Below are 22,256 nucleotides of genomic sequence, written 5' to 3' on the forward strand. Positions count from 1 at the left end.
CGCGCCTCAGGATGCACGCGCTCAGCGCCCCTCGCGCCGCCAGGCCCAGACGAGCCCGCCGACGATCAGGACGAGCGCCGCCCAGGGGGGCATCAGCGGCAGGTCGGCGATTCCGGTGACGATGTGGTCGCGGTTCCGCCTGAGCCCGATCCAGCCCGACCCGGCGCTGTCCCGCCCCGGCGCGACGGGGCGGAGCTGCGGCACGCCCCCCTCCGCGAGCCAGGTGACCGACCCTCCCGAACGCCTGGCCGCTGCCGCCGCCGGCTCGGCAGTGGCGCGCAGATCGGCGATCTCGATCGGGTTCGCCGCTCCGGCGGCGGCGAAGGCGAAGCGTGTGCCGTCGCTCACTCGCCACACGCCCGGCTCGAGCGCCGGCAGCTCGAGCACCGCGCGGCCCGGGCCGGCTTCGCCCGGTGTGTGGCGGCTCACCGCCCCGGAGGGGCTCGTCACCTCGAGCTGCGGCGGCGCCCCTTCGGCAAGCGAGCGGCGCTCGACGATTAGGCGCTCGCCGTCGATTCGCGCGCGCAGGTCCTCCTCCTCGAGGTCGGGCTCCTTCATCAGCCAGTGCGCGGCACGGCGGAGGATCTCCGCCTGCGGCCCGCCGCCGTCATGGCTCCGCGACCAGAGCCAGATCTGGTCCGACAGCAGAAGCGCGACCCGTCCCTCGCCCACACGGTCGGCGATCAGGAGCGGTTCCCCGGCCGGCCCGCTCATCAGCACCGAGCCGCGCGGCGCGGCGGCATCGATCCGTCGATACCAGCGGCCCCAGGCGGGTTCCGCATCCCCGGCGTTCGCACCCGGCAGGGCGGCGGTGACGGGGTGGCGTGCGCCGAGCTCGGTCACCCGCGCGCGGAATGCGGCCTCAGTGACCCGGCCTGTTGGCGAAGCTGGAAGCACCTGGCCGAGCGGGGTGTTGTAGAGGCTTGCAGGCCCGACGAACTCGGGGCCAACAGAGAGCAGGAGCCCTCCGCCACCGCGCACGTACTCGGCGATGTTGCGCAGATAAACGGGCGGCAGGATGCCGCGATTGGCGAAGCGGTCGAAGATGATCAGGTCGAACTCGCGCAGCTTCACCTGGAACAGCTCGCGCACCGGGAAGGCGATCAGCGCAAGCTCGTTGAGCGGCGTGAGGTCGTCCTTCTCCGGCGGGCGGAGGATGGTGAAGTGCACGAGGTCGACATTCGGGTCGGCCTTGAGCAGGCGGCGCCAGGTGCGCTGGCCGGCATGCGGCTCGCCCGAGACGAGAAGCACGCGCAGCCGGTCGCGCACGCCGTTAATCTGAACCACGGCGCGGTTGTTGAGCAGGCTCACCTCGCCCGGCAGAGGCTCCGCCTCGAGCTCGATCACTGTCTGGCCGGCGCGCTCGATCGGCACGACGATCCGGTGCTCGCGCCCGGTGGCGAGCTGGGCGCGGCGCGGGGCGGCGGCGTCGCGACGCTCGGTGAGCGTGACGGGGGCGCCGCCGCGAGGTACGCCCAGGTCCTCGACCACGACCCGTATCTCGACGCTTCGGCCGACGATCCCGAAGGAGGGGGCTTCGACGACCCGCACCCGCCGGTCGGTCTCGCCGGGGCGGCCGACGAGCAGAAGGTGAAGCGGCGCTCCGCCCGTGGCCGCCGCCACCGCCTCGGCCCCGTCCTCGGGCGGGTCGTGGATTTGCCCGTCCGTGATCGCGATGGTGGCGGCGAGGCGGGCGCGCGGAAGCTCGGCCAGCGCGCGGGAGAGCGCCTCGAACAGGCGTGTGCCCGACCGGCCCGCCTCCGGAACGGTGACAGTGCGGAGCTCGAGCCCGGGGATGCGCCGCGCCTGTTCCTCGATGGCCGCCTTCGCCGCCGCCGCCTCCACCCGGCGCTCGCCGACCCGCATCGAGGCGCTCTCGTCGACGAGCAAGACGGCGATGTCGGCGAGGTTCTCGCGGCTTTCCTGCACGAGCCGCGGGTTGGCGAGGGCGAGCAGCAGCACGGCGAGCACGAAGGCGCGCAGCGGCGCCCCGCGCGCCCGACGCCACAGAGCGAGCCCCACGAGCAGCGCCGCAAGAGCGGCGAGCGCGCCGAACAGCGGCAGCGGCAGAAGCGGCTCGAAGACGACCGCCGTCAGCGCCCGCGCCGTTCCCTCCATCTTCTACTGTCCCAGCCGTTCGAGCAGAACCGGCACGTGCACCTGGTCGCCCTTGTAGTTGCCGGTCAGAGCGTACATCACGAGGTTGAGCCCGAAGCGGTAGGCGAGCAGGCGCTGGCGCGCCCCTCCCGGGACGGTCGCGTAGGGGTGCCGCCCCTGCGAATCGACGGCCCAGGCCGCCGCCCAGTCGTGACCGCCGATGATCACCGGGCTGACGCTGTCGTTCGCCCGGTCCTGGTCACGCTGCACCCAGACCTGCCCGCCCGTGTAGCGTCCCGGGAAATCCGTCAGGAGGTAGAAGGCGCGGGCGAGCACATGGTCGGCCGGCACGGGGATCAGCGCCGGGATGGAGAGGCCGCGAGTCAGGCGCCGGAGCTGCTGTTCCCCGCCCGGGTTCATGCCCTGGCCGGAGCCGCCGTCGCGCGTGTCGAGCAGGATAATGCCGCCCAAGCGCATGAAGTCGTTCAGCGCCGCCACCGCCGCCGCGTCCGGCGTCGGCTGATCGGGCGTCATCGGCCAGTAAAGAAGCGGGAAGAAGGAGAGCTCGTCCTCTCCCGGCCGGACGCCGACCGGTTCGGCGAGATTGGCGGCGGAGCGTCGGTTGACGAAGTCGGTGAGCCCGATGAGCCCGGCGCGCGAAATCTCGTCGACCGACCGCGTGCCGGTGATGACGTAGGCGAGCCGCGTCTCATTCGCCATCGCCATCGGCTGCAGCTGGGCCAGAGCGAGGGAGGGGAAGAGGACGATCAGGGCCGACGCCGCACCCGCCCGCGCGGCGGCGGGAGCTGGGCGGATCAGGCCGCGCAGCCAGAGCGAGATCAGGAGATCGGCGAGAACGAGCAGGGCCGCGAGCCCGAGCAGGAGGGGGCGGAGGTCGCGCTCCGCTGCCTCGCCGTCGAGGCGGCGAACCTCCGCGCCCGACGGCATGGCGCCGAGGGGCCGGAGGGGGCCGACCGATGGTCCGAGATTGAGCGCCACGCGCGCCGCCTCCGGCCCGTAGAACCCCGGCGGATGCCGCGGCGAGGGCACCTCGCGCGCGATCTGGCTCGCCGCAAGCCCGGCGGCGAAGGGGGGAGGGGGCCCGAGCCTGCCGAAGCCGTCGAGCGTCTCGTAGGGGGCGAGAACCGACTCGCCGGGCGCAGCACCGACCCCGGCCGAGAGCTGAACGATCCGCTGCAGCATCTCGACGAACAACCCCGAGAGCGGCAGCGTCGACCACTCCGTGTTGGCGGTGATGTGGAACAGGACGAGCGCGCCGCGGCCGCGGCTTTCACCGGTCACGAGCGGCGTGCCGTCGGCGAGCCGCGCCCAGGTGCGCTCGCCGAGCGCGACCGAGGGCTCGGCGAGCACCTGGCGCGTCACCCGAATCTCGGCCGGAACGGCAAGCCCGAAGAAGGGGGAGGTCTCGGGGAACGGGGCGAGGGTGGCCGGCTGCTGCCAGGAGAGGGCGCCGCCGAGCTGGCGGTCTCCCATCCTGAGGGTGACGGGCAGGAGCGTGTCGGGCCGGGCGGCAAGCCGTGGCCCGGCGAAGCGCACCAGCACGCCGCCCTCCTCGACCCAGCGTGCGAGCAGGCCCCGCTCCGCCTCCGTCAGCGTATCGACGTCGGAGAGAACGATCACGGCGATCTCGCGCCCGAGCAGCTCGCGCACCGTGCCGCGGCGGAGCTCGGTGAAGGGGGAGAGGGCGCGGTCGAGGAAGTAGAGCTCGCCGAGGAGCGGCTGGTCGGCCGTCTCGGCATTGCCGGCGATCAGCCCGACGGGGCGTCGGCGCCAGCGCTCGTCGAGCAGGGCGATGGAGGCGGCGTTGGCGCTCGCTTCGACGACAAGGACGGCGAGGCGGTTGCGCAGTTCCGGGGGAAGCGCGATCGGGATCTCGAGCGCGGCCGCGCCGGCGGGGAGCGTGGCGGTCGCTCGGGCGAGGCTGCGCCCGTCCGCGGTTCGGGCGAGAACGGCGACCTCTCGGTCGGCCGGAAGCGGCACGGCGGAGACCCGGGCGACGATCCGCGCCGGCTCCGAGGCCGGGGCGCCGAGCACCACAGGAAGTGCCCCGGGCGGGGGGAGGAGAACGGTGAGAGGGCCGAGCGCGGCGAGCGCCGCGGCGAACCTCTCCCCCTCCTCGTCGCCGGCATGGGCGAGCCCGTCCGTCACCCACAGGACGGAAAGCCCGCTCACCTGCCGCCCGAGCTGCTCGACGGCGCGCCGCGCCGCGGCACGATCGGGCGCCCAGGGGCGGGGGCGAAGGGCCGCGACACGCTCACGCATCGCCTGGGCGGGCATCGCCGCGGAGGGCCGCGGCGGCTCGCCGCGCTCACCCGGAGCGGTCGTGAGCAGGATCACCTGTCTGCCGGCGCGGTCGGCCCGGTCGAGCGCCGTCTCGACGGCGGCGACGCGCTGCGCCCAGGCCTCGCCCGCGGCCCAGCCGTCATCGACCACGATCAGGATCGGCCCCGCTCCCCCGACCGTGCTGCCGGCGTTGAGAACTGGCCGGGCGAGCCCGACAATGACGCACGCCGCTGCGAGGATCCTGAGCGCGAGCAGCCACCAGGGCGTGCGCGCCGCTGTCTCGTCCCGCCGCGGCAGGTCGAGCAGGAGCCGTACCGCGGGGAAGGCGAGAAGCTTCGGCGCCGGCGGGGTGACGCGCAACAGCCACACGAGCACCGGCAGGGCGAGCAGAGCGGCAAGAAGCCAGGGGTGGGCGAAGCCGATCGCGCCGAGGCTGCCGAGAAGCCCCTCCATCGCGCCTCAGTCCGCCCTGCCCGCCCGGGCGGGCGCGAGCGCGAGATAGAGCGCGAGCAGGGCGCTCTCGGGCGGGGCGTCCGTCAGGTGGGTTCCGAAGCTCCAGCCGGCGGCGGCGGCGATCGCCTTGAGCCCCTCGCGCTGGGCGGCGAGCCGCGCCTGGTAGTCGCCGCGCAGTCCCTCGACGCGGCCGATCAGCGCCGCCCCTTCGCGCTCGAGCCCCTCGAAGCGGATCCGGCCGCGGAAGGGAAGCGCCTCCTCGGCCGGATCGAGCACCTGGAGCATATGCCCGGTGACCGGGATCGCGGCGAGCCGCGCGATCGCCGCCTGGACGTCGGCGAGCGGCGAGAGGAAATCGCCGATCAGGACCACGCGGGCATGGCGCGGCAAAGGTTCCGCCGCGGGAAGGCCGGCGACCGCGCCGGCATCGCCGCGCCGGCCGATCGCTTCGGCAAGCATCTCGATCATCGACCGGCCGGACACCGGGCGCATACCGAGGCCGAACAGGGCCACGCGCTCGGCGCCGCGCAACAAGAGCGAGGCGAGAGCGAGCGCGAGCAGCTCCGCCCGGTCCACCTTCTCCGGCAGGCGGTCGCTCGAGCGCCAGCGCATCGAGGCCGAGGCGTCGCGCCAGATCCAGACGCTCTGCGCCGCTTCCCACTCCGTCTCGCGCACGAAGGTGCGGTCGCTCTTGGCGGATTGGCGCCAGTCGATCCGCTGCACCGGATCACCCGGAAGGAAGGGGCGGAACTGCCAGAAACTGTCGCCTTGGCCGACGCGGCGCCGCCCGTGCACGCCCTGAGCGACCGTCGCGGCAACGCGCTCGGCGGCGACGAGAAGCGGCGGCAGCCGGGCGGAGACCTGTTCGGCATGCTGCGCCCGGGCGACGGCGCGGGCGCCCTCGTGTCGCCTGGCGCGGCCGGCGTCGGGGATCACGCCCCATCTCCCTCCACGCCACGCTGCCCGAGCACCGTCACCCGAGCAATCCCGTCAGCCGGTCGATCACCTCCGAAAGGCGCACGCCGTCCGCCCGGGCGGCAAAGTTGAGCGCCATGCGATGGCGCAGGACGGGATGGGCGAGCGCGACCACGTCGTCGACCGACGGCGCGAGTCGCCCGTCCAGCACGGCGCGGGCGCGGCAGGCGAGCATCAGCGCCTGCGCCGCGCGCGGCCCAGGCCCCCAGGCGAGATGGCGCTTAACCGCCTCGATCGGTGTGGTCTCCGGCCGGCCGGCGCGGACGAGCGTCAGGATCGCCTCGAGCACGCTTTCGCCCACCGGCATGCGGCGTATCACCGCCTGCGCCGCCTGGAGCTCGGCGGCGGACATCGCCTGCTGCGGCCGCTCGACCACCGCCCCGGTGGTGGCGAGAAGCATCGTCCGCTCCGCCTCGAGGGCGGGGTAGCTCACCTCGACCTCGAGCAGGAACCGGTCGAGCTGCGCCTCGGGAAGCGGATAGGTGCCCTCCTGCTCGATCGGGTTCTGGGTGGCGAGCACGTGGAAGGGCTGCGGCAGCTTGTGCACGACGCCGCCGACCGCGACCCGGTTCTCCTGCATCGCCTGCAACAGTGCCGACTGGGTGCGCGGCGAGGCGCGGTTGATCTCGTCCGCCATCAGGAGCTGGCAGAAGATCGGGCCGGGTACGAAGCGGAAGCTGCGGCGCCCGTCGGCGCTCTCGTCGAGCACCTCCGAGCCGATGATATCGGCCGGCATCAGGTCGGGCGTGAACTGCACCCGCTTCTCGGCGAGCCCGAGCACGGTGCCGAGCGTCTCGACGAGCTTGGTCTTGCCGAGGCCTGGCACGCCCACGAGCAGAACATGGCCGCCCGCAAGCAGGGTGATCAGCGTCTGGTCGACGACGTCCTGCTGGCCGAAGATGACGCGGCCGATGCTCTCGCGCACCCGCGCCATCGCCGCGCTCAGCGCCTCCACCTCGGCGATCAGCGCCGCGGGATCGACCGCAACCGTGGCGCCCGCCGCCGCCTCTCCCGCAACCGTCGCTGTCGCCACCGCCACCGCCTCCGACCCTTCATCCCGCCTGGGGATGCTACCTATATATACGCGTCAGAGGAAAGCGGCGGTTGGGGGTCACACGCTCGTGACGGTTGTGGTCGACACGCTCCGGAGACTGGCCCGCGCCGCTGCCGACGGCGAAGGCGGGGCGGCGCGCCCGGGCGGCGGCGCAGCGTTCGCCGAAGCGCTGCCGGCGCGCCGGAGTCTGTCGCTGCGCGATCCGATCCCGGGGCTTGCGCTCACGCCGTCCGCGCCGCGCCGCAGGCCCGTGCAGGTCCTGTGCGGCGATCTCGCGATCCGCATCGCCCGCGACGGCACCTGGTACTACCAGGGCAGCCCGATACGCCGAAAAGAGCTCGTCTGCCTCTTCGCCTCCTGCCTCAAACGCGACGCCGAGGGCTATTGGCTCGAAACCCCGGCCGAGCGCGGCCGGATCGAAGTCGAGGATGTCCCCTTCCTCGCGGTCGAGCTGTTCTGGTCGAAGGGGCCATGCCCCGCCTGCGCCTGCGACAGCGGCGGCCAGGTTTTGACCTTCCGCACCAATGTCGACGAGATGGTCACGGCGGGGAAGGATCACCCGATCCGGGTCGCCCGCGACATCATCACCTGCCAGCCCACCCCCTACCTGATGGTTCGTGACGGGCTCGAGGCGCGGATCGGACGCGCCGTCTACTACGAACTCGTCGCGCTCGCGGTTCCCGAGGTCGTGCATGGCGAGCGCGTGCTCGGGGTGTGGAGCGCGGGCGAGTTCTTCCCGCTCGGCAGCGCCGAGGAATGAGGTGGCGCCGCGAGGGCTCGGCGCGTCGCCCCGGCTGATGCTCGGCGCCGAGGAGCTTGCCGCGCGCCTTGCCGCAGCGGTGGCCCGTCCGCCCGTGCGGGTGGACGACCGGCCGGGCCCTGTCGCCGCCGCGCCGTCCGAGCTGCTGACCCCTGCCGCCGTGCTCGTTCCGGTGGTGGCCCATCCCGAGCCGACGATTCTGCTGACGCTGCGGGGGCGCCAGCTCAAGGCGCATGCCGGCCAGGTGAGCTTCCCGGGCGGCAGGATCGAGGCCGGGGACGCGAGCCCGACGGCGGCGGCGCTGCGCGAGGCGGAGGAGGAGATCGGCCTCGCGCGGGATGCGGTTCGGGTGATCGGCACGCTCGGCGAGCACGTCACCGGCACGGGCTACCACGTCACCCCGGTCGTCGGGCTGGTCCCGCCACCGCTCGCGCTCCGGCCCGACCCGGCGGAGGTGGACGAGGTGTTCGAACTGCCGCTCGCCGTTCTGCTCGAGCCGGAGGCCTTCTCCTGGCGCGAGGAGGTGCTGCTCGGCAGGCGTCGTCGCTTCTGCGTGGTGCGGCACGACCGTCACCTGATCTGGGGCGCGACGGCCTCGATGCTTGGCTCGCTCGCCCATGCGCTCGGCGCGCCTCGGCCCGTTTGAGGAGCGTCGATGCGCGGAGTCCTCCAGGCGGTGATCCCGTTCCTCGCGCCGTTCGTGCTCTACTTCTTCTGGGCTTGGCTTGCGCGGCGCCCCGCTCTGGCCGACCCGCGCTCGGTGCCGTGGATCGTCCTCTGCGCCGCCGGGCTCGCGCTCTCGGCCGGCGCGCTTCTGTGGTTCGCCGAGACCGCGTCGCTTCCCAAGGAGGGCCGCTACGAGCCGGCGCGGATCGAGGGAGGGCGGATTATCGACGGCGGCATGCGCCCTGCGACGCAGTGAGGGGGAGGGGGCCGCGGTGAGCGTCGCGGCGGAGGAGACGACGTTCCGCGTCGCGCCGCCTTCCCTGTTCGCCGAGCCCGGGGTCGCCCGCGTCTTTGCCGCCCTGCCGCGCGCGCGCGCGGTGGGCGGGGTGGTTCGCGATACGCTCGCCGCCCTGCCGCTTGCCGATCTCGACCTCGCGACACCCGACCGGCCCGAGGCGGTGACCGCGACCCTCTCGGCCGCGGGGATCCGAGTGATCCCGACCGGGCTCGACCACGGCACGGTGACGGCGCTCGCCGGCGACCGGCCGATCGAGATCACCACGCTCAGGCGCGATGTCGCGACCGACGGGCGGCACGCGACCGTCGCCTTCACCGAGGATTGGCGCGAGGACGCGGCGCGACGCGATTTCACCATCAACGCGATGTCGATGGAGCCGGACGGGACGGTGCATGACTGGTTCGGCGGCCGCGAGGACCTTGCCGCCGGCCGGGTGCGGTTCGTGGGCGACCCGGCCCGCCGGCTGGCCGAGGACCATCTCCGCGCGCTTCGCTTCTTCCGTTTCCAGGCGCGCTATGGCCGCAGCACTCCGGACGCAGCGACGCTTGCCGCGATCGCCGAGGCCGTGCCCCTGCTCGGGCGCCTCTCCGCCGAACGCGTGTGGAGCGAGCTCAAGCGCATCCTCGCCGCAGCCGACCCCGTCGCCGCCGTCGAGCTCATGGCGCGGACGGGCGTTCTCGCCGCCGTGCTGCCCGAGGCGACCGACCGGAGCGCTCTCGCGGGACTCGTGCGCGCCGGGGCACCGGCCGATCCGCTCCTGCGCCTTGCCGCTCTCGTGCCGGGCGAGACCGGCGCGCTCGCCGCCCGGCTCAAGCTCTCCGGCGCCGAAGCAGCGCGTCTTGCCGCGGCGCACGGGCCCGTTCCCGCCCCGGAGGAGGACGAAGCCGCGCTCCGACGGGCGCTGGCCGACACACCGGCCGCAGCGCTTCTCGACCGGGCCTGGCTTGCCGAGGCCCGTGGTGCGCCGGGGGACTGGGCGTCGCTGCGGGCGCGGCTTGCGGCGTGTCCTGTGCCGTCCTTCCTGCTTTCGGGGGGAGATGTGGTGGCGCTCGGCGTGCCGCCGGGGCCTGCCGTCGGCGAGGCGCTCGCGCGCGTGCGCGCCTGGTGGCTGGCGGGGGGCTGCGTGGCCGATCGGTCCGCCTGCCTTGCGCGGCTTGCCGAGGTGCTGGGGCGGGGCTGATCGGGCGCTGCCGCCGGGCGCGTTTTGCGAATGAGAACGCGTTGCAATTGCAGCGCAGGCAGGGCATCATCGTCCTCGCGCACGGCACAACCACGGACCACGCGATGTATCTCTGCCTCTGCAACGGCCTGACCGAGACGCGCGTAACCCGGGCGCTCGCCGATCTGCGCGATCCGCCGCGCGTCTCCGACGCCTACCGCGCCTGCGGCTGCACCGCCCTCTGCGGCACCTGCGCCGAGGCGATGAAGGAGGTGGTGCGCGCCGAGCGTGCGCGCCGCGCATCGGCCGGCAACGACCCCCTCGGGGCAGACTGAGCACCTCAAGCCGCCGCGCTTCCCCCGAAGAATAGGCTCGGCTCGCCAGGCAAAACCGGCGAGGAGCTCTCGTGTCGGAACCGATCTGTCGCCACTCGGCATCGCGCCCGGAGCGAGAGACCGCTGCCAACGCTGCGGCTTTTCTTCTCCCGCCGCGGGTGCGATGAATGCGGACCAACAGATTTCGCCCTTGAGCAGGAGAACGGAGCCATGAAGGGTGACCCGAAGGTCCTCGAGTATCTCAACACCTCCCTCACCAACGAGCTCACCGCGATCAACCAGTACTTCCTGCACTCGCGGATGCTGAACCACTGGGGGGTGACCAAGCTCGGCGCCTACGAGTATAAGGAAAGCCTCGAGGAGATGCGGCACGCCGACCGGCTGATCGAGCGCATCCTGTTCCTCGAGGGCGTGCCGAACCTGCAACGCCTCAATCAGCTTCTCATCGGCGAGACGGTCGAGGAGATCCTCCGCTGCGACCTCAAGCTCGAGGAAAAGGCGATCGCCGATCTCCGCGACGCGATCGCCCACTGCGAACAGGTGCGTGACTTCCCCTCGCGCGATCTCTTCGCCGAGATCCTGCGCGACGAGGAGCACCACGTCGACTTCGTCGAAACCCAGTTTGACCTGATCGAGCGGATCGGGATCCAGAACTACATCCAGCTCAACAGCGGCGCCGCCAGCGAGAAGGACGACGACTGACGCCGCTGAACCCTGACGCCGACCGGGGGCAGGCGCCACCGCAGGCCCCCGCCCGCCCCTCGCCGGGCGTTGAGGGGGCGAACCCGGCGCCGCTTGCTGCGCTCGCGGCACGGCTGTGGCGCGAGCATGCGCACGTCGAGGCGCCGCGGCTCGTCCGCGTCTTCGCCCTGATGCTCGTCGTCTCGGCAGCGACCGGCCTCTACCCGATCGTGATCGACTGGGCCTACCGGCTGTTCGCGGCGCAGGACGCCCGCGTCGTCACCCTCGTGCCCGCCGCCGCCTTCGCGATCGTCGCCGTGAAGTCAGCCGCCCAGTACGCGCAGACCGTCCTGATGCAGCGGGTCGTGCTAAGCGTCGTGCTGTCGCTGCAGCGGGCGATGTTCGCGGCGCTGCTGCGCGCTGACCTGGCGCGTCTTGCCGCCGAGCCGACGGGCCGGCAGGTGTCGCGCTTCCTCACCGACGCGCAGCTGATCCGCGAGAGCCTCGCCCGTGCGGTCACGGGCGTGGTCGATGCGCTCACGGTCGTCGCGCTTGTCGCCTCGATACTCTGGCTCGACTGGGTGCTGTCGCTGTTCGCCCTGGTCGCCGTTCCAGTTGCGGCCTGGCCGATCGGCGTGATCGGCCGGCGGATGCGCCGCGCTTCGACGGCGCAGCAGGAGCAGGCGGGCGCGTTGACGGCGGTTCTCGCCGAAAGCCTCGGCGGCGCGCGGATGGTGAAGGCCTACGGGCTCGAGGCCTACGAGGCCGGCCGTGCCGACCGGGCGTTCCGCGCCTGGTTCGACTCGCTGATGCGCGTGGTGCGTGCCCGCGCCCGGATCGAGCCGATCCTCGAGACGATGGGCGGGGCGGCGGTCGCGTGCGTGATCGCCTTCGCCGGCTGGCGGATTGCCTCCGGTGCCAGCACGGCGGGCGAGTTCACCGGCTTCGTCGCGGCACTGTTGATCGCGGCGCGGCCGATGCGGGCGCTCGGTACGCTCGCGGTCGTGCTCCAGGAGGGAGCGGCGGCGGCGGCGCGCTGCTTCGCCCTGATCGACGAGGTGCCGGCGGTGCGCGACCCGCCTGGCGCCCGTCCGCTCCCGCCGGGACGTGGGCGGATCGTGTTCGAGAACGTTTCGTTCCGCTATCCAGACGGAACGGTCGCGCTCGACCGCGTCTCCTTCGCCGTCGAGCCGGGCACGACGGTCGCTCTCGTCGGCGCCTCCGGGGCCGGAAAAACCACGGCGCTGAACCTGATCCCCCGCTTCGCCGACCCGACGGAAGGGCGCGTTCTGGTGGACGGGGAGGATGTGCGCGGCCTCGCTCTCGCGAGCCTGCGCGGCGCGATCGCTCTCGTGAGCCAGGAGGTGACGCTGTTCGACGACAGCGTGCGCGCCAACATCGCCTTCGGCCGGCTCGAGGCGAGCGATGCCGAGATCGAGGCGGCGGCGAAGGCGGCCGAGGCGCACGCCTTCATCGCCGCCCTGCCCGAGGGCTACGCCACACGGGTGGGGGATCGCGGCCACACCCTCTCAGGCGGGCAGAGGCAGAGGATCGCGCTCGCCCGGGCGCTGTTGCGCGCGCCGCGGATCCTGCTGCTCGACGAGGCGACGAGCGCGCTCGATTCCGAGACCGAGGCGCGGGTGCAGGCCGCGCTCGCGCGGCTGCGCGAGCGGCGAACCACGGTCGTGATCGCGCATCGTCTCTCCACCGTCCGCTCGGCCGACCGGATCATCGTGCTCGACCAGGGCCGGGTGGTGGAGGAGGGAACGCACGCGGCGCTGCTCGCTGCCGGCGGCGCCTATGCGCGGCTCGTGCAGGCCCAGGCCTTCGCCGAGGATCAGGCCGCGGAGACTATTCCCGCCGCAGGACCAGTTCCGTGAGCAGGGTGCCGAGCCTGCCGGGGCGGAAGGCACGCCGCAGTTCCGCCTCGTCATAGCCCTCCCGCACCCAGTCGAGGAAGCCGATGCCGGTCGCGTCGTGCGCCTCGGCATAGCGAGCGAGAAAGAGGTCGAGGATGCCGGTCTTGCCGGCGGCGACATGGCCGAAGCGCCAGGAGAGCTGGGCGGCCGCCTCCGCCGGCGTCGCACCGCGCAGGAGCAGGAACACCGCCGCCACGAGGCCCGCCCTGTCAGCCCCCGATTTGCAGTGGATCAGCGCCGGATAGGCGATGCTGTCGAAGATCGCGGCAAGGCGAAGGAGACGGTCGCGGTGCGGCGCCCCGCGGCTCTCGAACGGTGCATCGATCAGCGCGAGCCCGAGGCGGGCGCAGGCCTCGCGCGCGAGCACGTCCGACCCGCACCCGGCCCTGCGCCCGCGCAGGTTGATCACGGTCCTGATCCCAGCCCGCGCCTCGGCCGCGAGCTGCCACGGCAGAGGCTGGTTCGAGCGCGCGAGCATGCCGGGCACCACCCAGGCACGGTTTCGCCATGGGATTCGCAGCACCCCGTGATCGACCAGAAGGGCGTTCGCCCAGGCGCGCAGCCGGCCCGAGCGGGTGGAGAGATCGAAGCCGGAAGGCGCCGCTGCCGTCGTGTCGGTCACGCGCCTGAGATGGCAGGAGGCTCGCGCCCGCGCAACGCGCTGCCGCTCCTGCGGCCTCGGGCTGGCGTCGTGGCGGGCCATCAGAAGGCCAAGCCTGCAACCCTCACGCGCATGCCCCTTGCAAAGCACGCGAACGCAGGACCATGCTCGGGGCTCCGAAGCAGGTCGGGGCGGCGGGCGCGGTCCACGCCCCGGCCGGCACGCTCTGGCACGAGGCTGGCATGACCGAGCAGCGTCCCCGGCTTGCCGTCGCCGGCGGCTATCCGGCGAATCTCTCCCCCGCGCGGCTCGTCGAGCTGCTCGGGCTCGGTCAGGCGACGACGCTGCGCGCTCTGCACCAGGCGCTGCGGGACGAGGACCCGGCTGCCTGGGCGGCGGAGCCGCCGGCCGACCCGGTGGCCTTCGCCGAGGCGCTTCTCAAGCTGCTCGCCCGGCCGGGCGGCGCGGCGGCTTATGCCCGCGCCGCGGCACGGGCCGAGGACGAGGCCCTGCCCGGCGCCTTGAGGCTCGACCTGTTCGACGCCGCCCGCGCCGGCCTCCTGCGCGCGTTGAAGAAGGCCGCTCCCGAACGGGCCGCGGCTCTGCTCCGCCGTGCCCAGGCGCCGCTCCCGCCCGCCCTGCCGCTCGTGGAAGCGGGGGTCGGCGCGGCGCTCTGGCCGGAGACGGCGGTGCTCGTCTGGGCCATGGCGACAGGTCCGCGCGGCCTCGCTCCGGAAGCGATCGCGCTGATGGAGGAGAACGAGGGGCTCGCCGAGGCGCTCGCGGGGGTGCGCTGGCGCCCGGCCGGGGCGCTGCCGCTTCCTGAGCCCGAGCCGGCTCTGCAGGAGGTGATGTTCGGCTTTGCCGAAGCCACCGAGCCCCTCCTGCCGCCTTCCCTCGCCAAGCCCCCGCTTCCGGCCGACCCGGTGGCGGTGCGCGTGGCGTCTCTGCCGGAGCGTCTGCGCGCGCCCCTGCCCGAGGAGTGGTCCTCGCGTCTTGCCCGTGCCGAGCCGGCGGCGCGCGCAGCCGTCGAAGCCGCCGCTGCGGAGGCCGAAGCCGCGGCGCTCGCGCAGGACGAGGCCGAGACGGCGCTGCGCGAGGCGGCGCTGCGCGAGGAGCTCGATCACGACGCGCTCGGGCGTCTGCTCGAGGCGGCGAAGGCGTCCGCCGGAGCCTCCTCGCGCGCCGCCGCGGCGCTCGCGCAGGCGGTCGCCGCCGCGATCGCGACGGTGCCGGGCGGCCCCGCTACGGGAACGTCACCTCGGTGATGGTGCAGGTGTTGACGCGCCGACGCTCCGTCGCCGTGCCGTTGTCATAGACGACGCGAACGTCGAACACGCAGGTGCCATCGCGCGGCAGCGTGATGATCATGCTCTGCCCGATGCCGAGCACGTTGCGCCCGAGCCGGTCCGGCCCCCAGTTTTGGTCGGTCGACGGCGAGACATAGACCTCGGTGATGATCCTGCCGGAGCGGTTGACCAGGCGGAAGTCAGGGTTCGGCCCGGGCTGGAGCGGGGCGGCGCCGCTTGGCGCGCGTGCCACGGGCCCTGCGGTGCCGAACACCACCTGGGAGATGTTGCACGTGTTGACTCGCCGCCGTTCCTCGGCAGTGCCGTTCGCATAGACCACGCGGATGTCGAACACGCAGGTGCCGTCGCGCGGCGGGCGGATCGGATACTGCATGCCGCTGTTGAGCACGTTCTGGCCGAGCCGATCCGGGCCCCAGTTCTGCGAGGCCGAGGACGAGACATAGATCTCGGTGATCGTCCGACCCGAGTTGTTGACCACCCAGAAATCGGGGTTCTGCTGCGCCGACACCGCCTGCGTCGCGGCCAGCACGAGCGCCAGGGCAAGGCCTGGGAGGAAGCGCCGAAGCATCGTTCTCTCCGTCTCCGCTGCCGGGGCCTGAGCCCTCCGGACTCCTGGTCAAGGCTACGCCTCCGGCACGGTTCCGCCAAGCATGGGCGATCGTCGAGATACCGGCATGGTAGAGTGATTTGCCCACTGCGAGGGGAGGAACCCGACGTGGCGACCGACGTCCCACCACGCGCGGCCCCGCCGCGGACCGAGCGCGACGTGCTGCTCGCCGCGGCGGAGGCGATTCTCCGCCGTCGCCTCCCGGGCGAGGCGGGTGAGCAGGCGGCTCTGTTCCTCGCACTCTGGGCGAGAGGTGTTCCCGACGATGACCTCGCCGCGCACGCGCCGGAGGACATCGCCGGCGCCGCCCTGTCGCTCCTTGAGCACGCGCGCGTGCGTGCTCCCGGCACCGCCTCGGTTCGGGTTCTGAACCCCCGCCCCGAGGCGGAGGGCTGGCGGTCGCCGCACTCGATCGCCGAGATCGTCACCGACGACATGCCCTTCCTCGTCGACAGCGTGCTCGCCGCCTGCGCCCGCCTCGAGCGTGCGGTGCATCTCGTCATCCACCCGATCGTTCCGGTGCGTCGCGACGCATCAGGCCGGCTCGTCGCCTTCGGCCCAGGCGCGGGGCCGGAGGCGCCGCGCGAGAGCATGATGCAGGTCGAGATCGCGCAGATCGCCGACTCGGCGGGGCTTGCCGCGATGGCCGCGGCGCTCAAACGCGCGATGGCGGATGTCCGCGTCGCGGTGACGGACTGGCCCGAGATGCGCACGCGGCTCGCCGAGACCGAGGCGCTGCTCGAACGCACCGCGGGGGAAGAGGCCGAGGTGGCGCGCGCCTTCCTGCGCTGGATGGCGGAGGACAATTTCGTCCTGCTCGGCTACCGACGCCTCGACATCGGCGAGGACGGTATTCCGCGGCAGCGGCCGGACGCGAATCTGGGCCTGTTGCGCGACCCCTCGCTTGCCGTGTTCGACGTTCTGCGCGACCCGGCCGCCCTCCCCGATGCGGTGCGCGTCTACTTCCGCGAGGCCGGGCCGCTCGCAGTCGCCAAGGCCAACATGCGCTCGACCGTGCACCGGCCGCAGCACTGCGACGTCGCGATCGTGAAACAGTCGCGTCCTGACGGAACGGTCGAGGCGGTGCATCTCTTCCTCGGCCTGTTCGCCTCCTCCGCCTACAACCGCAACCCGCGCTCGATCCCCTATCTGCGCGAGAAGGTCGCCGCCGTGCTCGCCCGCGCCGGCCTCGACCCCGCCACGCATGACGGGCGGCGGCTGACCAACATCCTCGAAACCTATCCCCGCGACGAGCTGTTCCAGGCCTCGGTCGAGGAGCTGCTCGCCGCCGCAAAGGGCATGCTCGCGTTGCAGGAGCGCCAGCGCGTGGCGCTGTTCGTGCGCGCTGATCGGTTCGGGCGCTTCGTCTCGGCGATCGTGTTCGTGCCGCGCGACCGGATGGACACGCGCCTGCGCCAGACGATCGGCGAGCTGATCGCCTCCGCCTATGCCGGGCGGCTCTCGACCAGCTACGTGCAGATCGGCGACAGCCCGCTCGCGCGCGTACACTACATCGTCGCGACCACGCCAGGCGCGGTGCCCGCCGTCGAGGTGCGCGCGCTCGAGCGCGCGCTCGCCGAGGCCGCCCGGTCGTTCCGTGACCGTCTCGTCGAGGCGCTGATCGCCGAGCACGGCGAGGCCGCGGGGCTTACGATGGTCGCGACCTGGGCCGACGCCTTCCCGCCGGGCTACACCCAGTCGCGGACCGCCGCCGAGGCGATGGCAGACATCGCGCTCGCGGAACGGGCGCTTGCGACCGGGCAGCTCGCGCTCTCGCTCGCACACCGAACCGGAGAGCCGCCCGAATCGCTCACCCTGCGAATCGCCCACCCCGGCGGGCCGGTGCCGCTGTCCGACATCCTGCCTCTGATCGAGTGCCTCTCCTTCCGCGCGATCGAAGAGGTGCCGCATCACCTCCGCCCGCGCGGCCTGGGCGCGCGCGACGTGGTTCTGCATGAGTTCCGCCTCGAGACGACCGACCGCGCTGCGCCTACGGCCGAGGCCGTGCCGCTTGCGGCGGAGGCGCTCTCCGCTCTGTGGTCGGGCCGCGCCGAGGCGGACGGGTTCAACCGCCTCGTGCTGCGCGCCGGCATCTCGTGGCGCGAGGCCTGGAGCTTGCGCGCCCTCTATCGCTGGCTGAAGCAGACGGGCTTTCCGTTCAGCCAAAGCGCGGTCGAGGACGCGCTCGCCGCTGAACCGGAGGCGACGCGAACCCTGGTCGAGATGTTCCGCCTCCGCTTCGACCCGGATCTCGAGCGCGACCCTGCCGCCGAAGCGATGCTCGCCCAAGCCTGGGCGCGTCAGCTCGACGCGATCTCCGACCCCGACCGCGACCGCATCCTCTCGCGGCTGATGCAGGTCTTGGGCGCGATCACCCGCACCACGGCCTATGCCGACCCGGACGCCGAGGTGATTGCCTTCAAGCTCGACCCGCGCCGCGCGGGCGAGCTGCCCAAGCCCGTGCCCTACGCCGAGATCTGGGTGCACGGGCCGCGCACCGAGGCGGTGCATCTGCGCGCCGGGCCGGTCGCGCGCGGCGGGATACGCTGGTCCGACCGGCGGGAGGATTTCCGCACCGAAGTGCTTGGGCTGATGAAGGCGCAGACGCTCAAGAACGCCGTGATCGTTCCAACCGGAGCGAAGGGCGGGTTCATCGTCAAACGCCCGCCCGCGCCGACGGGGGATGCGGCGCAGGACCGCGAGGCGCTGCTTGCGGAAGGAATCGCCTGCTACCGCCTGCTCATCGGCGCGATGCTCAGCCTCACCGACAACCGCACCGCGGCAGGACTCGTTCCGCCGCCACGCGTCGTCCGCCACGACGGCGACGATCCCTACATTGTCGCCGCCGCGGACAAGGGCACCGCGACCTTCTCCGACATCGCCAACGCGATCGCTCTCGAGCGCGGCTTCTGGCTCGGCGATGCCTTCGCCTCGGGCGGCTCGAAGGGCTATGACCACAAGGGCCTTGGCGTGACCGCACGCGGTGCCTTCGAGGCGATCGCGCTTCATCTCGCCGAAGTCGGCATCGACTGGCAGCGCGACCCAGTCAGCATCGTCGGCGTCGGCGACATGTCGGGCGACGTGTTCGGCAACGGCATGCTTCTGTCGCGCTCGTTCCGCCTGCGTGCCGCCTTCGACCACCGCCACATCTTCCTCGACCCCGACCCCGACCCGGAGCTCTCCTTCGCCGAGCGCGAGCGCCTGTTCGCGCTGCCGCGCTCATCCTGGGCCGACTACGACCCGGCGAAACTCTCGAGGGGCGGCGGCGTGTTCCCGCGCACGGCGAAGGCGATCACGCTCTCGCCCGAGGCGCGGGCGATGCTCGGGCTCGAAGGCGAGCGCGCCGCGCCGGAGGCAGTGATCCGCGCCATCCTCAGGATGGAGGTGGACCTCCTTTATTTCGGCGGCATCGGCACCTTCATCAAGGCGAGCACGGAGAGCCACGCCGAGGTCGGCGACCGGGCGAACGACGCGATCCGGATCGACGGGCACGAGGTGCGGGCGCGCGTCGTTGGCGAGGGAGCCAATCTCGCCGTTACCCAGGCCGGGCGGGTCGAGGCAGCGCTCTCCGGCGTGCGGCTCGACACCGACAGCCTGCACAACTCTGCGGGCGTGGACACGTCAGACCACGAGGTGAACCTCAAGATCCTGCTCGACGGCCTCGTCCGCGACGGCGAGCTCACCGCCAAGCAGCGCGACCGGCTGTTGCGCGGGGTGACGGAGGACGTGGTTCGTCACGTGCTCGCGACGAATGCGCGCCAGGCGCTCGCGGTCTCGCTCGAGCTCGCGGACGGCGCGTCGGCCGCGCCGGCGCATGCGGCGCTGATCAGGCGGCTCGAGGCGGAGGGGTTCCTTGACCGCGCCGTCTCCGGCCTGCCGGACCGCGCCGCTCTCGCGCAGCGCGCCGGAGGAGGTCTCGTTCGCCCGGAGATCGTCGTGCTGCTCAGCCACGCCAAGCTGTGGCTCACCGACGCCCTGCTCGGCTCCGACCTGCCCGACGACCCCGCCTTCGCCGACGATCTCCTTGGCTATTTCCCGCCCGCGGTGGCGGGCCGCTTCCGGGCGGCTGCGCTCGCGCATCCGCTGCGTCGGGAACTGCTTGCGATGCTGCTTGCGAACGACCTGCTCGACCGGATGGGGCTTGCCGCCTTCTCCCGGCTCGCCGAGGGCGTGCCGGCAGCCGCCGCGGCACGCGCGGCGCTCGTTGCCCGGAACGCGCTCGGCCTGCGCGAGGCCTGGGCCGGCCGCGTCGCGCCGCCGCCGGGCGCGACAGACCGTTACGTCACCGAACTCGCCTGGCGTCGGATGCACGAGGCTGCGGCGGCATGGTTTCTCCGCCGGGTCGGCGGCGCTCCGGCCAGCGGGGTTGCGGAGAGTGTCGCCCGTTTCGCCTCCCCCGTCGCGGCGCTGCGCGCCGTGTGGCCCGACGCACCGGGGGATTCGCTTCTCGAAGCCGCGCTTGCGATGCAGGAGTCTGGCTCGGCGGCGGCGACGGTCGTCGCCGCATGGCGGTGCGCCGGCCGAGCCTTCGGGCTCGACGCTCTCCGCGAGTCGGCCGACGCCGTCGCCGTGGCAGACCCCGGCTCGGGCCGCGCCGTGTCGCTTCTCCTCGCCGAGCTCGGCGAGATGCAGCGGCGGCTTGCGGTTCGGCTGCTCGCGCGCGGCGGCGACGACGCCGCCGACGCGGTGCGCCGAGAGGCAGGCGCCGCCTGGGCGGAGGCCGAGCGCTGCCTCGCCGCCGTCGCTGCCGAGCCGCCGAGCCTCGCGGGGATTCTCGTCGCCGTACACGCCCTGCGCGCCGTGGCGCAGGCGGCATGACGGGGCCGGGCGTCCGCGCCAGGCCCGGGCGGATCGTCGCCTGGTGCGTCTACGACTGGGCCAACAGCGCCTATCCAACCGTGATCGGAACGTTCGTGTTCGCAACCTATTTCACCCAAGGGGTGGCGCCCGACCCGGTGACGGGCGCCTCGCGCTGGGGGGTGGCGATGGCGGTGTCGGGGCTTCTCGTCGGCCTCCTCTCTCCGGTGTTCGGCGCGATCGCCGACCGAACGGGCGGGCAGCGCGCCTGGCTCGCCGGCTTCACCCTGCTCGCGGCCGCCGCCGCGGCGGCGCTGTGGACGGTCGGGCCCGACCCGGCCTTCATGACGCGCGGGCTCGTGCTCGTGGTGCTCGGCACGCTCGCCTTCGAGCTCGGCACAGTGTTCTACAACGCCATGCTGCCGGCGGTGGCGCCGGCGCGTCTGATCGGGCGTGTCTCGGGCTGGGGCTGGGGGCTCGGCTATTTCGGCGGCCTCTCCTGCCTCGTCGCGTGCCTCGTGCTGATCGAGGCCCGCCCGCCCCCCTTCGGCCTCGACACCGTGGAGGCGGGGGCGGTGCGCGCGACCTCGGTTCTGGTGGCACTGTGGTACGCCGGCTTCGCCCTGCCGACCCTGCTTGCCGTTCCCGGAACCCCGCGCACCGGGGTGGGACTGGCCGAGGCCGTGCACCAGGGCCTCGGCGCCATCCTCGCGGTCCTGCCCGAGCTGCGCGGCCAGCCCGCGATCGCGCGGTTCCTGCTCGCGCGCCTGCTCTACGCCGAGGGGCTGAACACGCTGTTCGCCTTCGGCGCGATCTACGCCGCTGGAACCTTCGGCATGGAGACCGAGGAGGTGATCCGGCTCGGCATCGCCATCAACGTCACCGCAGGCCTCGGCGCGGCGCTGTTCGCCTTCGCCGATGATCGGTTCGGCTCGCGCGCCGTGGTTCTGGTCTCGATCCTGTCGCTGATGGCGATCGGCGCGGCGCTGCTCGTGATCACCTCGAAGGCCGCGTTCTGGGCGCTCGCCCTGCCGCTCGGGATCTTCTTCGGCCCTGCCCAGGCGGCGAGCCGGACGCTGATGGGCCGGCTCGCGCCGCGCGACAAGCTCGGCGAATACTACGGGCTGTTCGCGCTGACGGGCAGGGTCGTGTCCTTCGCGGGACCTCTCGTGCTCGCGGCCGCGACCGCCCTGTTCCAGAGCCAGCGCGCCGGGATGGCGACGATCCTCCTCTTCCTCGGCGGCGGGGCGGCGCTGCTTCTTGCGGTACGGGAGCCGCCGCATCGGCGCGATTGAGCGCAGCGAGGCGCAGGGCCGCCGCGCCGAGGACGTCAGCGCCACCGGCCGAGGCGAAGGCGACCGCGAGCGGCTGACCCTGCCCGCCCGCCGGCTCTCAGCCGCCTGCCGCGATGGGAGGGCCTCGGTCGCCCGCGCTCGCCATCCCTCCGGCAGGGCGTATGAAGACGAGCCCGCCGAAGCGCACCGCCTCTCCCCCTTCGGCCTCGGGCGGCGGCGGCGTTCCGGCACGGTGCCAAAACAGCGCGCCACCGGTCGGATCGGGCAGACTGCCGGCGGCGGCCCGGGCGGCGATCCGCCGGCAGGCGGCGATCAGTTCGTCGGGTGCAGGCTCCGCACCGGTCTCCGGCAACAGCCCAGCTGCGGCGAGGGCGGAGGCGAGGTCCGTCCCCCACGCGGCGGGAGCGCGGCGTAAGCGCGCCGCCCGGACGCGGTTCATCACCACCGAGGCGAGCCCCTCGAGGGCACGCACCGGCTCACCCCGTCCGTGCGTCGCGAGCGCCTCGGCGAGCGCGCGCACCGCCGCCTCTGCCCGGGCGTGCGCGACGGCGGGGGCATGCGCCCGGCCCGTTGCCGCACGCCTCATCCGTGGAAGTCCTCTCCCGCCGGATAGCGCGGCCGGCTGCGGGGCGTCACCGCGTCGAGCTTCTCCTCGATCCGCAGGAGCTGGATCGAGAGGCGACGGTCGGTCTCGCGCATCATCTGCATCGGCACGTAGCTGCGCGCCACCTCGAGCTTGAAGGCGGCGAGGTCGTCGCGCAGCCGGCTCGTGCTTTCCGCGTGGCGCTGGTCCATGTGCTCGATCTTCTGCGACAGCTCGCGCTTGATGTCCCACATCAGCTTGAACAGGGCGGCGAGCAGCGGGATCTCGATGACCGAGACCCACCAGTTGAGGTCGAGGCCGGTGACTGGCATGGTCGGGGTGCCTTTCATGCTGGCGTCAGG

The 22,256-nt window shown here is 73.2% G+C and carries 18 protein-coding genes; 10 read left to right on the forward strand and 8 right to left on the reverse strand.

Annotation, left to right across the window (positions count from 1 at the left end; translation table 11 throughout):
• Positions 1–21: 21 nt before the first annotated feature.
• Genes KO353_RS09750 through KO353_RS09765 form a run of 4 tightly spaced genes read right to left on the reverse strand, consistent with a single transcriptional unit; the run spans position 22 to position 6,763 of the window.
• Positions 22–2,118 (reverse strand): hypothetical protein, encoded by a 2,097-nt coding sequence (locus tag KO353_RS09750; RefSeq protein WP_218284474.1) that lies wholly within the window; start codon positions 2,116–2,118, stop codon positions 22–24.
• A 3-nt stretch (positions 2,119–2,121) separates the two neighbouring features.
• Positions 2,122–4,854: a DUF4159 domain-containing protein gene (locus tag KO353_RS09755; protein WP_218284475.1), complete on the reverse strand. Its 2,733-nt coding sequence runs from the start codon at positions 4,852–4,854 to the stop codon at positions 2,122–2,124.
• A gap of 6 nt (positions 4,855–4,860) precedes the next feature.
• The gene (locus KO353_RS09760; RefSeq protein ID WP_235691785.1) at positions 4,861–5,790 is read right to left on the reverse strand and encodes a DUF58 domain-containing protein; all 930 of its coding nucleotides are present in this window, start codon (positions 5,788–5,790) and stop codon (positions 4,861–4,863) included.
• Between the two features lie 37 nt (positions 5,791–5,827).
• Positions 5,828–6,763, reverse strand: coding sequence for an AAA family ATPase (locus KO353_RS09765; protein WP_218287337.1), 936 nt, complete (start codon positions 6,761–6,763; stop codon positions 5,828–5,830).
• Positions 6,764–7,088: 325 nt separating this feature from the next.
• Between KO353_RS09765 and KO353_RS09770 the strand changes: the two genes are divergently transcribed.
• The 7 genes from KO353_RS09770 to KO353_RS09800 all read left to right on the forward strand — a co-directional run bounded on the left by KO353_RS09770 (position 7,089) and on the right by KO353_RS09800 (position 12,662).
• A complete protein-coding gene (locus KO353_RS09770) occupies positions 7,089–7,643 on the forward strand; it encodes a DUF1285 domain-containing protein (RefSeq protein ID WP_235692112.1) in 555 nt (184 codons plus the stop codon).
• A gap of 1 nt (position 7,644) precedes the next feature.
• The gene (locus KO353_RS09775) at positions 7,645–8,289 is read left to right on the forward strand and encodes a CoA pyrophosphatase (protein WP_235691786.1); all 645 of its coding nucleotides are present in this window, start codon (positions 7,645–7,647) and stop codon (positions 8,287–8,289) included.
• 9 nt (positions 8,290–8,298) lie between these two features.
• On the forward strand, positions 8,299–8,565 hold the full coding sequence (locus KO353_RS09780) for a DUF6111 family protein (protein ID WP_218284476.1): 267 nt from the start codon (positions 8,299–8,301) through the stop codon (positions 8,563–8,565).
• A gap of 16 nt (positions 8,566–8,581) precedes the next feature.
• On the forward strand, positions 8,582–9,787 hold the full coding sequence (locus KO353_RS09785; RefSeq protein ID WP_235691788.1) for a CCA tRNA nucleotidyltransferase: 1,206 nt from the start codon (positions 8,582–8,584) through the stop codon (positions 9,785–9,787).
• 47 nt (positions 9,788–9,834) lie between these two features.
• Positions 9,835–10,101: a (2Fe-2S)-binding protein gene (locus KO353_RS09790; protein ID WP_218284477.1), complete on the forward strand. Its 267-nt coding sequence runs from the start codon at positions 9,835–9,837 to the stop codon at positions 10,099–10,101.
• Positions 10,102–10,311: 210 nt separating this feature from the next.
• On the forward strand, positions 10,312–10,803 hold the full coding sequence (bfr, locus tag KO353_RS09795; RefSeq protein ID WP_218284479.1) for a bacterioferritin: 492 nt from the start codon (positions 10,312–10,314) through the stop codon (positions 10,801–10,803).
• A 170-nt stretch (positions 10,804–10,973) separates the two neighbouring features.
• Positions 10,974–12,662: an ABC transporter ATP-binding protein gene (locus KO353_RS09800; RefSeq protein WP_235691790.1), complete on the forward strand. Its 1,689-nt coding sequence runs from the start codon at positions 10,974–10,976 to the stop codon at positions 12,660–12,662.
• On the opposite strand, the gene KO353_RS09805 is transcribed toward KO353_RS09800, so the two are convergent.
• Positions 12,634–13,323, reverse strand: a complete 690-nt coding sequence (locus tag KO353_RS09805; RefSeq protein ID WP_235691792.1) for a phosphatase domain-containing protein — start codon at positions 13,321–13,323, stop codon at positions 12,634–12,636. The genes KO353_RS09800 and KO353_RS09805 overlap by 29 nt on opposite strands.
• A gap of 143 nt (positions 13,324–13,466) precedes the next feature.
• On the opposite strand from KO353_RS09805, the gene KO353_RS09810 reads away from it, so the two are divergent.
• On the forward strand, positions 13,467–14,570 hold the full coding sequence (locus KO353_RS09810; protein ID WP_218284482.1) for a hypothetical protein: 1,104 nt from the start codon (positions 13,467–13,469) through the stop codon (positions 14,568–14,570).
• On the opposite strand, the gene KO353_RS09815 is transcribed toward KO353_RS09810, so the two are convergent.
• The gene (locus tag KO353_RS09815) at positions 14,548–15,180 is read right to left on the reverse strand and encodes a hypothetical protein (protein ID WP_218284483.1); all 633 of its coding nucleotides are present in this window, start codon (positions 15,178–15,180) and stop codon (positions 14,548–14,550) included. The genes KO353_RS09810 and KO353_RS09815 overlap by 23 nt on opposite strands.
• A 147-nt stretch (positions 15,181–15,327) precedes the next feature.
• On the opposite strand from KO353_RS09815, the gene KO353_RS09820 reads away from it, so the two are divergent.
• Positions 15,328–20,037, forward strand: coding sequence for an NAD-glutamate dehydrogenase (locus tag KO353_RS09820; protein WP_235691794.1), 4,710 nt, complete (start codon positions 15,328–15,330; stop codon positions 20,035–20,037).
• A complete protein-coding gene (locus KO353_RS09825) occupies positions 20,034–21,311 on the forward strand; it encodes an MFS transporter (RefSeq protein WP_218284484.1) in 1,278 nt (425 codons plus the stop codon). Before KO353_RS09820 ends, KO353_RS09825 begins: the two co-directional genes overlap by 4 nt.
• A gap of 97 nt (positions 21,312–21,408) precedes the next feature.
• Here KO353_RS09825 and KO353_RS09830 read toward each other — a convergent pair whose 3' ends face one another.
• Positions 21,409–21,897, reverse strand: a complete 489-nt coding sequence (locus KO353_RS09830) for a cell wall hydrolase (protein ID WP_218284485.1) — start codon at positions 21,895–21,897, stop codon at positions 21,409–21,411.
• Entirely contained in the window at positions 21,894–22,226 is a 333-nt protein-coding gene (locus KO353_RS09835) for a hypothetical protein (RefSeq protein ID WP_218284487.1), read from the reverse strand. The genes KO353_RS09830 and KO353_RS09835 overlap by 4 nt, the downstream gene beginning before the upstream one ends.
• Positions 22,227–22,256: the final 30 nt, after the last annotated feature.

This window comes from Elioraea tepida, assembly GCF_019203965.1.
GTDB classification, from domain to species: domain Bacteria; phylum Pseudomonadota; class Alphaproteobacteria; order Acetobacterales; family Acetobacteraceae; genus Elioraea_A; species Elioraea_A tepida.

Excerpts from the sequence above, each read along its gene's own strand:
- KO353_RS09750 (WP_218284474.1), bottom strand. The coding sequence starts at position 2,118 with ATGGAGGGAACGGCGCGGGCGCTGACGGCGGTCGTCTTCGAGCCGCTT.
- KO353_RS09755 (WP_218284475.1), bottom strand. The coding sequence starts at position 4,854 with ATGGAGGGGCTTCTCGGCAGCCTCGGCGCGATCGGCTTCGCCCACCCC.
- KO353_RS09765 (WP_218287337.1), bottom strand. The coding sequence starts at position 6,763 with ATGGCGCGGGTGCGCGAGAGCATCGGCCGCGTCATCTTCGGCCAGCAG.
- KO353_RS09780 (WP_218284476.1), top strand. The coding sequence starts at position 8,299 with ATGCGCGGAGTCCTCCAGGCGGTGATCCCGTTCCTCGCGCCGTTCGTG.
- bfr (WP_218284479.1), top strand. The coding sequence starts at position 10,312 with ATGAAGGGTGACCCGAAGGTCCTCGAGTATCTCAACACCTCCCTCACC.
- KO353_RS09800 (WP_235691790.1), top strand. The coding sequence starts at position 10,974 with ATGCTCGTCGTCTCGGCAGCGACCGGCCTCTACCCGATCGTGATCGAC.
- KO353_RS09810 (WP_218284482.1), top strand. The coding sequence starts at position 13,467 with ATGCTCGGGGCTCCGAAGCAGGTCGGGGCGGCGGGCGCGGTCCACGCC.
- KO353_RS09815 (WP_218284483.1), bottom strand. The coding sequence starts at position 15,180 with ATGCTTCGGCGCTTCCTCCCAGGCCTTGCCCTGGCGCTCGTGCTGGCC.
- KO353_RS09825 (WP_218284484.1), top strand. The coding sequence starts at position 20,034 with ATGACGGGGCCGGGCGTCCGCGCCAGGCCCGGGCGGATCGTCGCCTGG.
- KO353_RS09830 (WP_218284485.1), bottom strand. The coding sequence starts at position 21,897 with ATGAGGCGTGCGGCAACGGGCCGGGCGCATGCCCCCGCCGTCGCGCAC.
- KO353_RS09835 (WP_218284487.1), bottom strand. The coding sequence starts at position 22,226 with ATGCCAGTCACCGGCCTCGACCTCAACTGGTGGGTCTCGGTCATCGAG.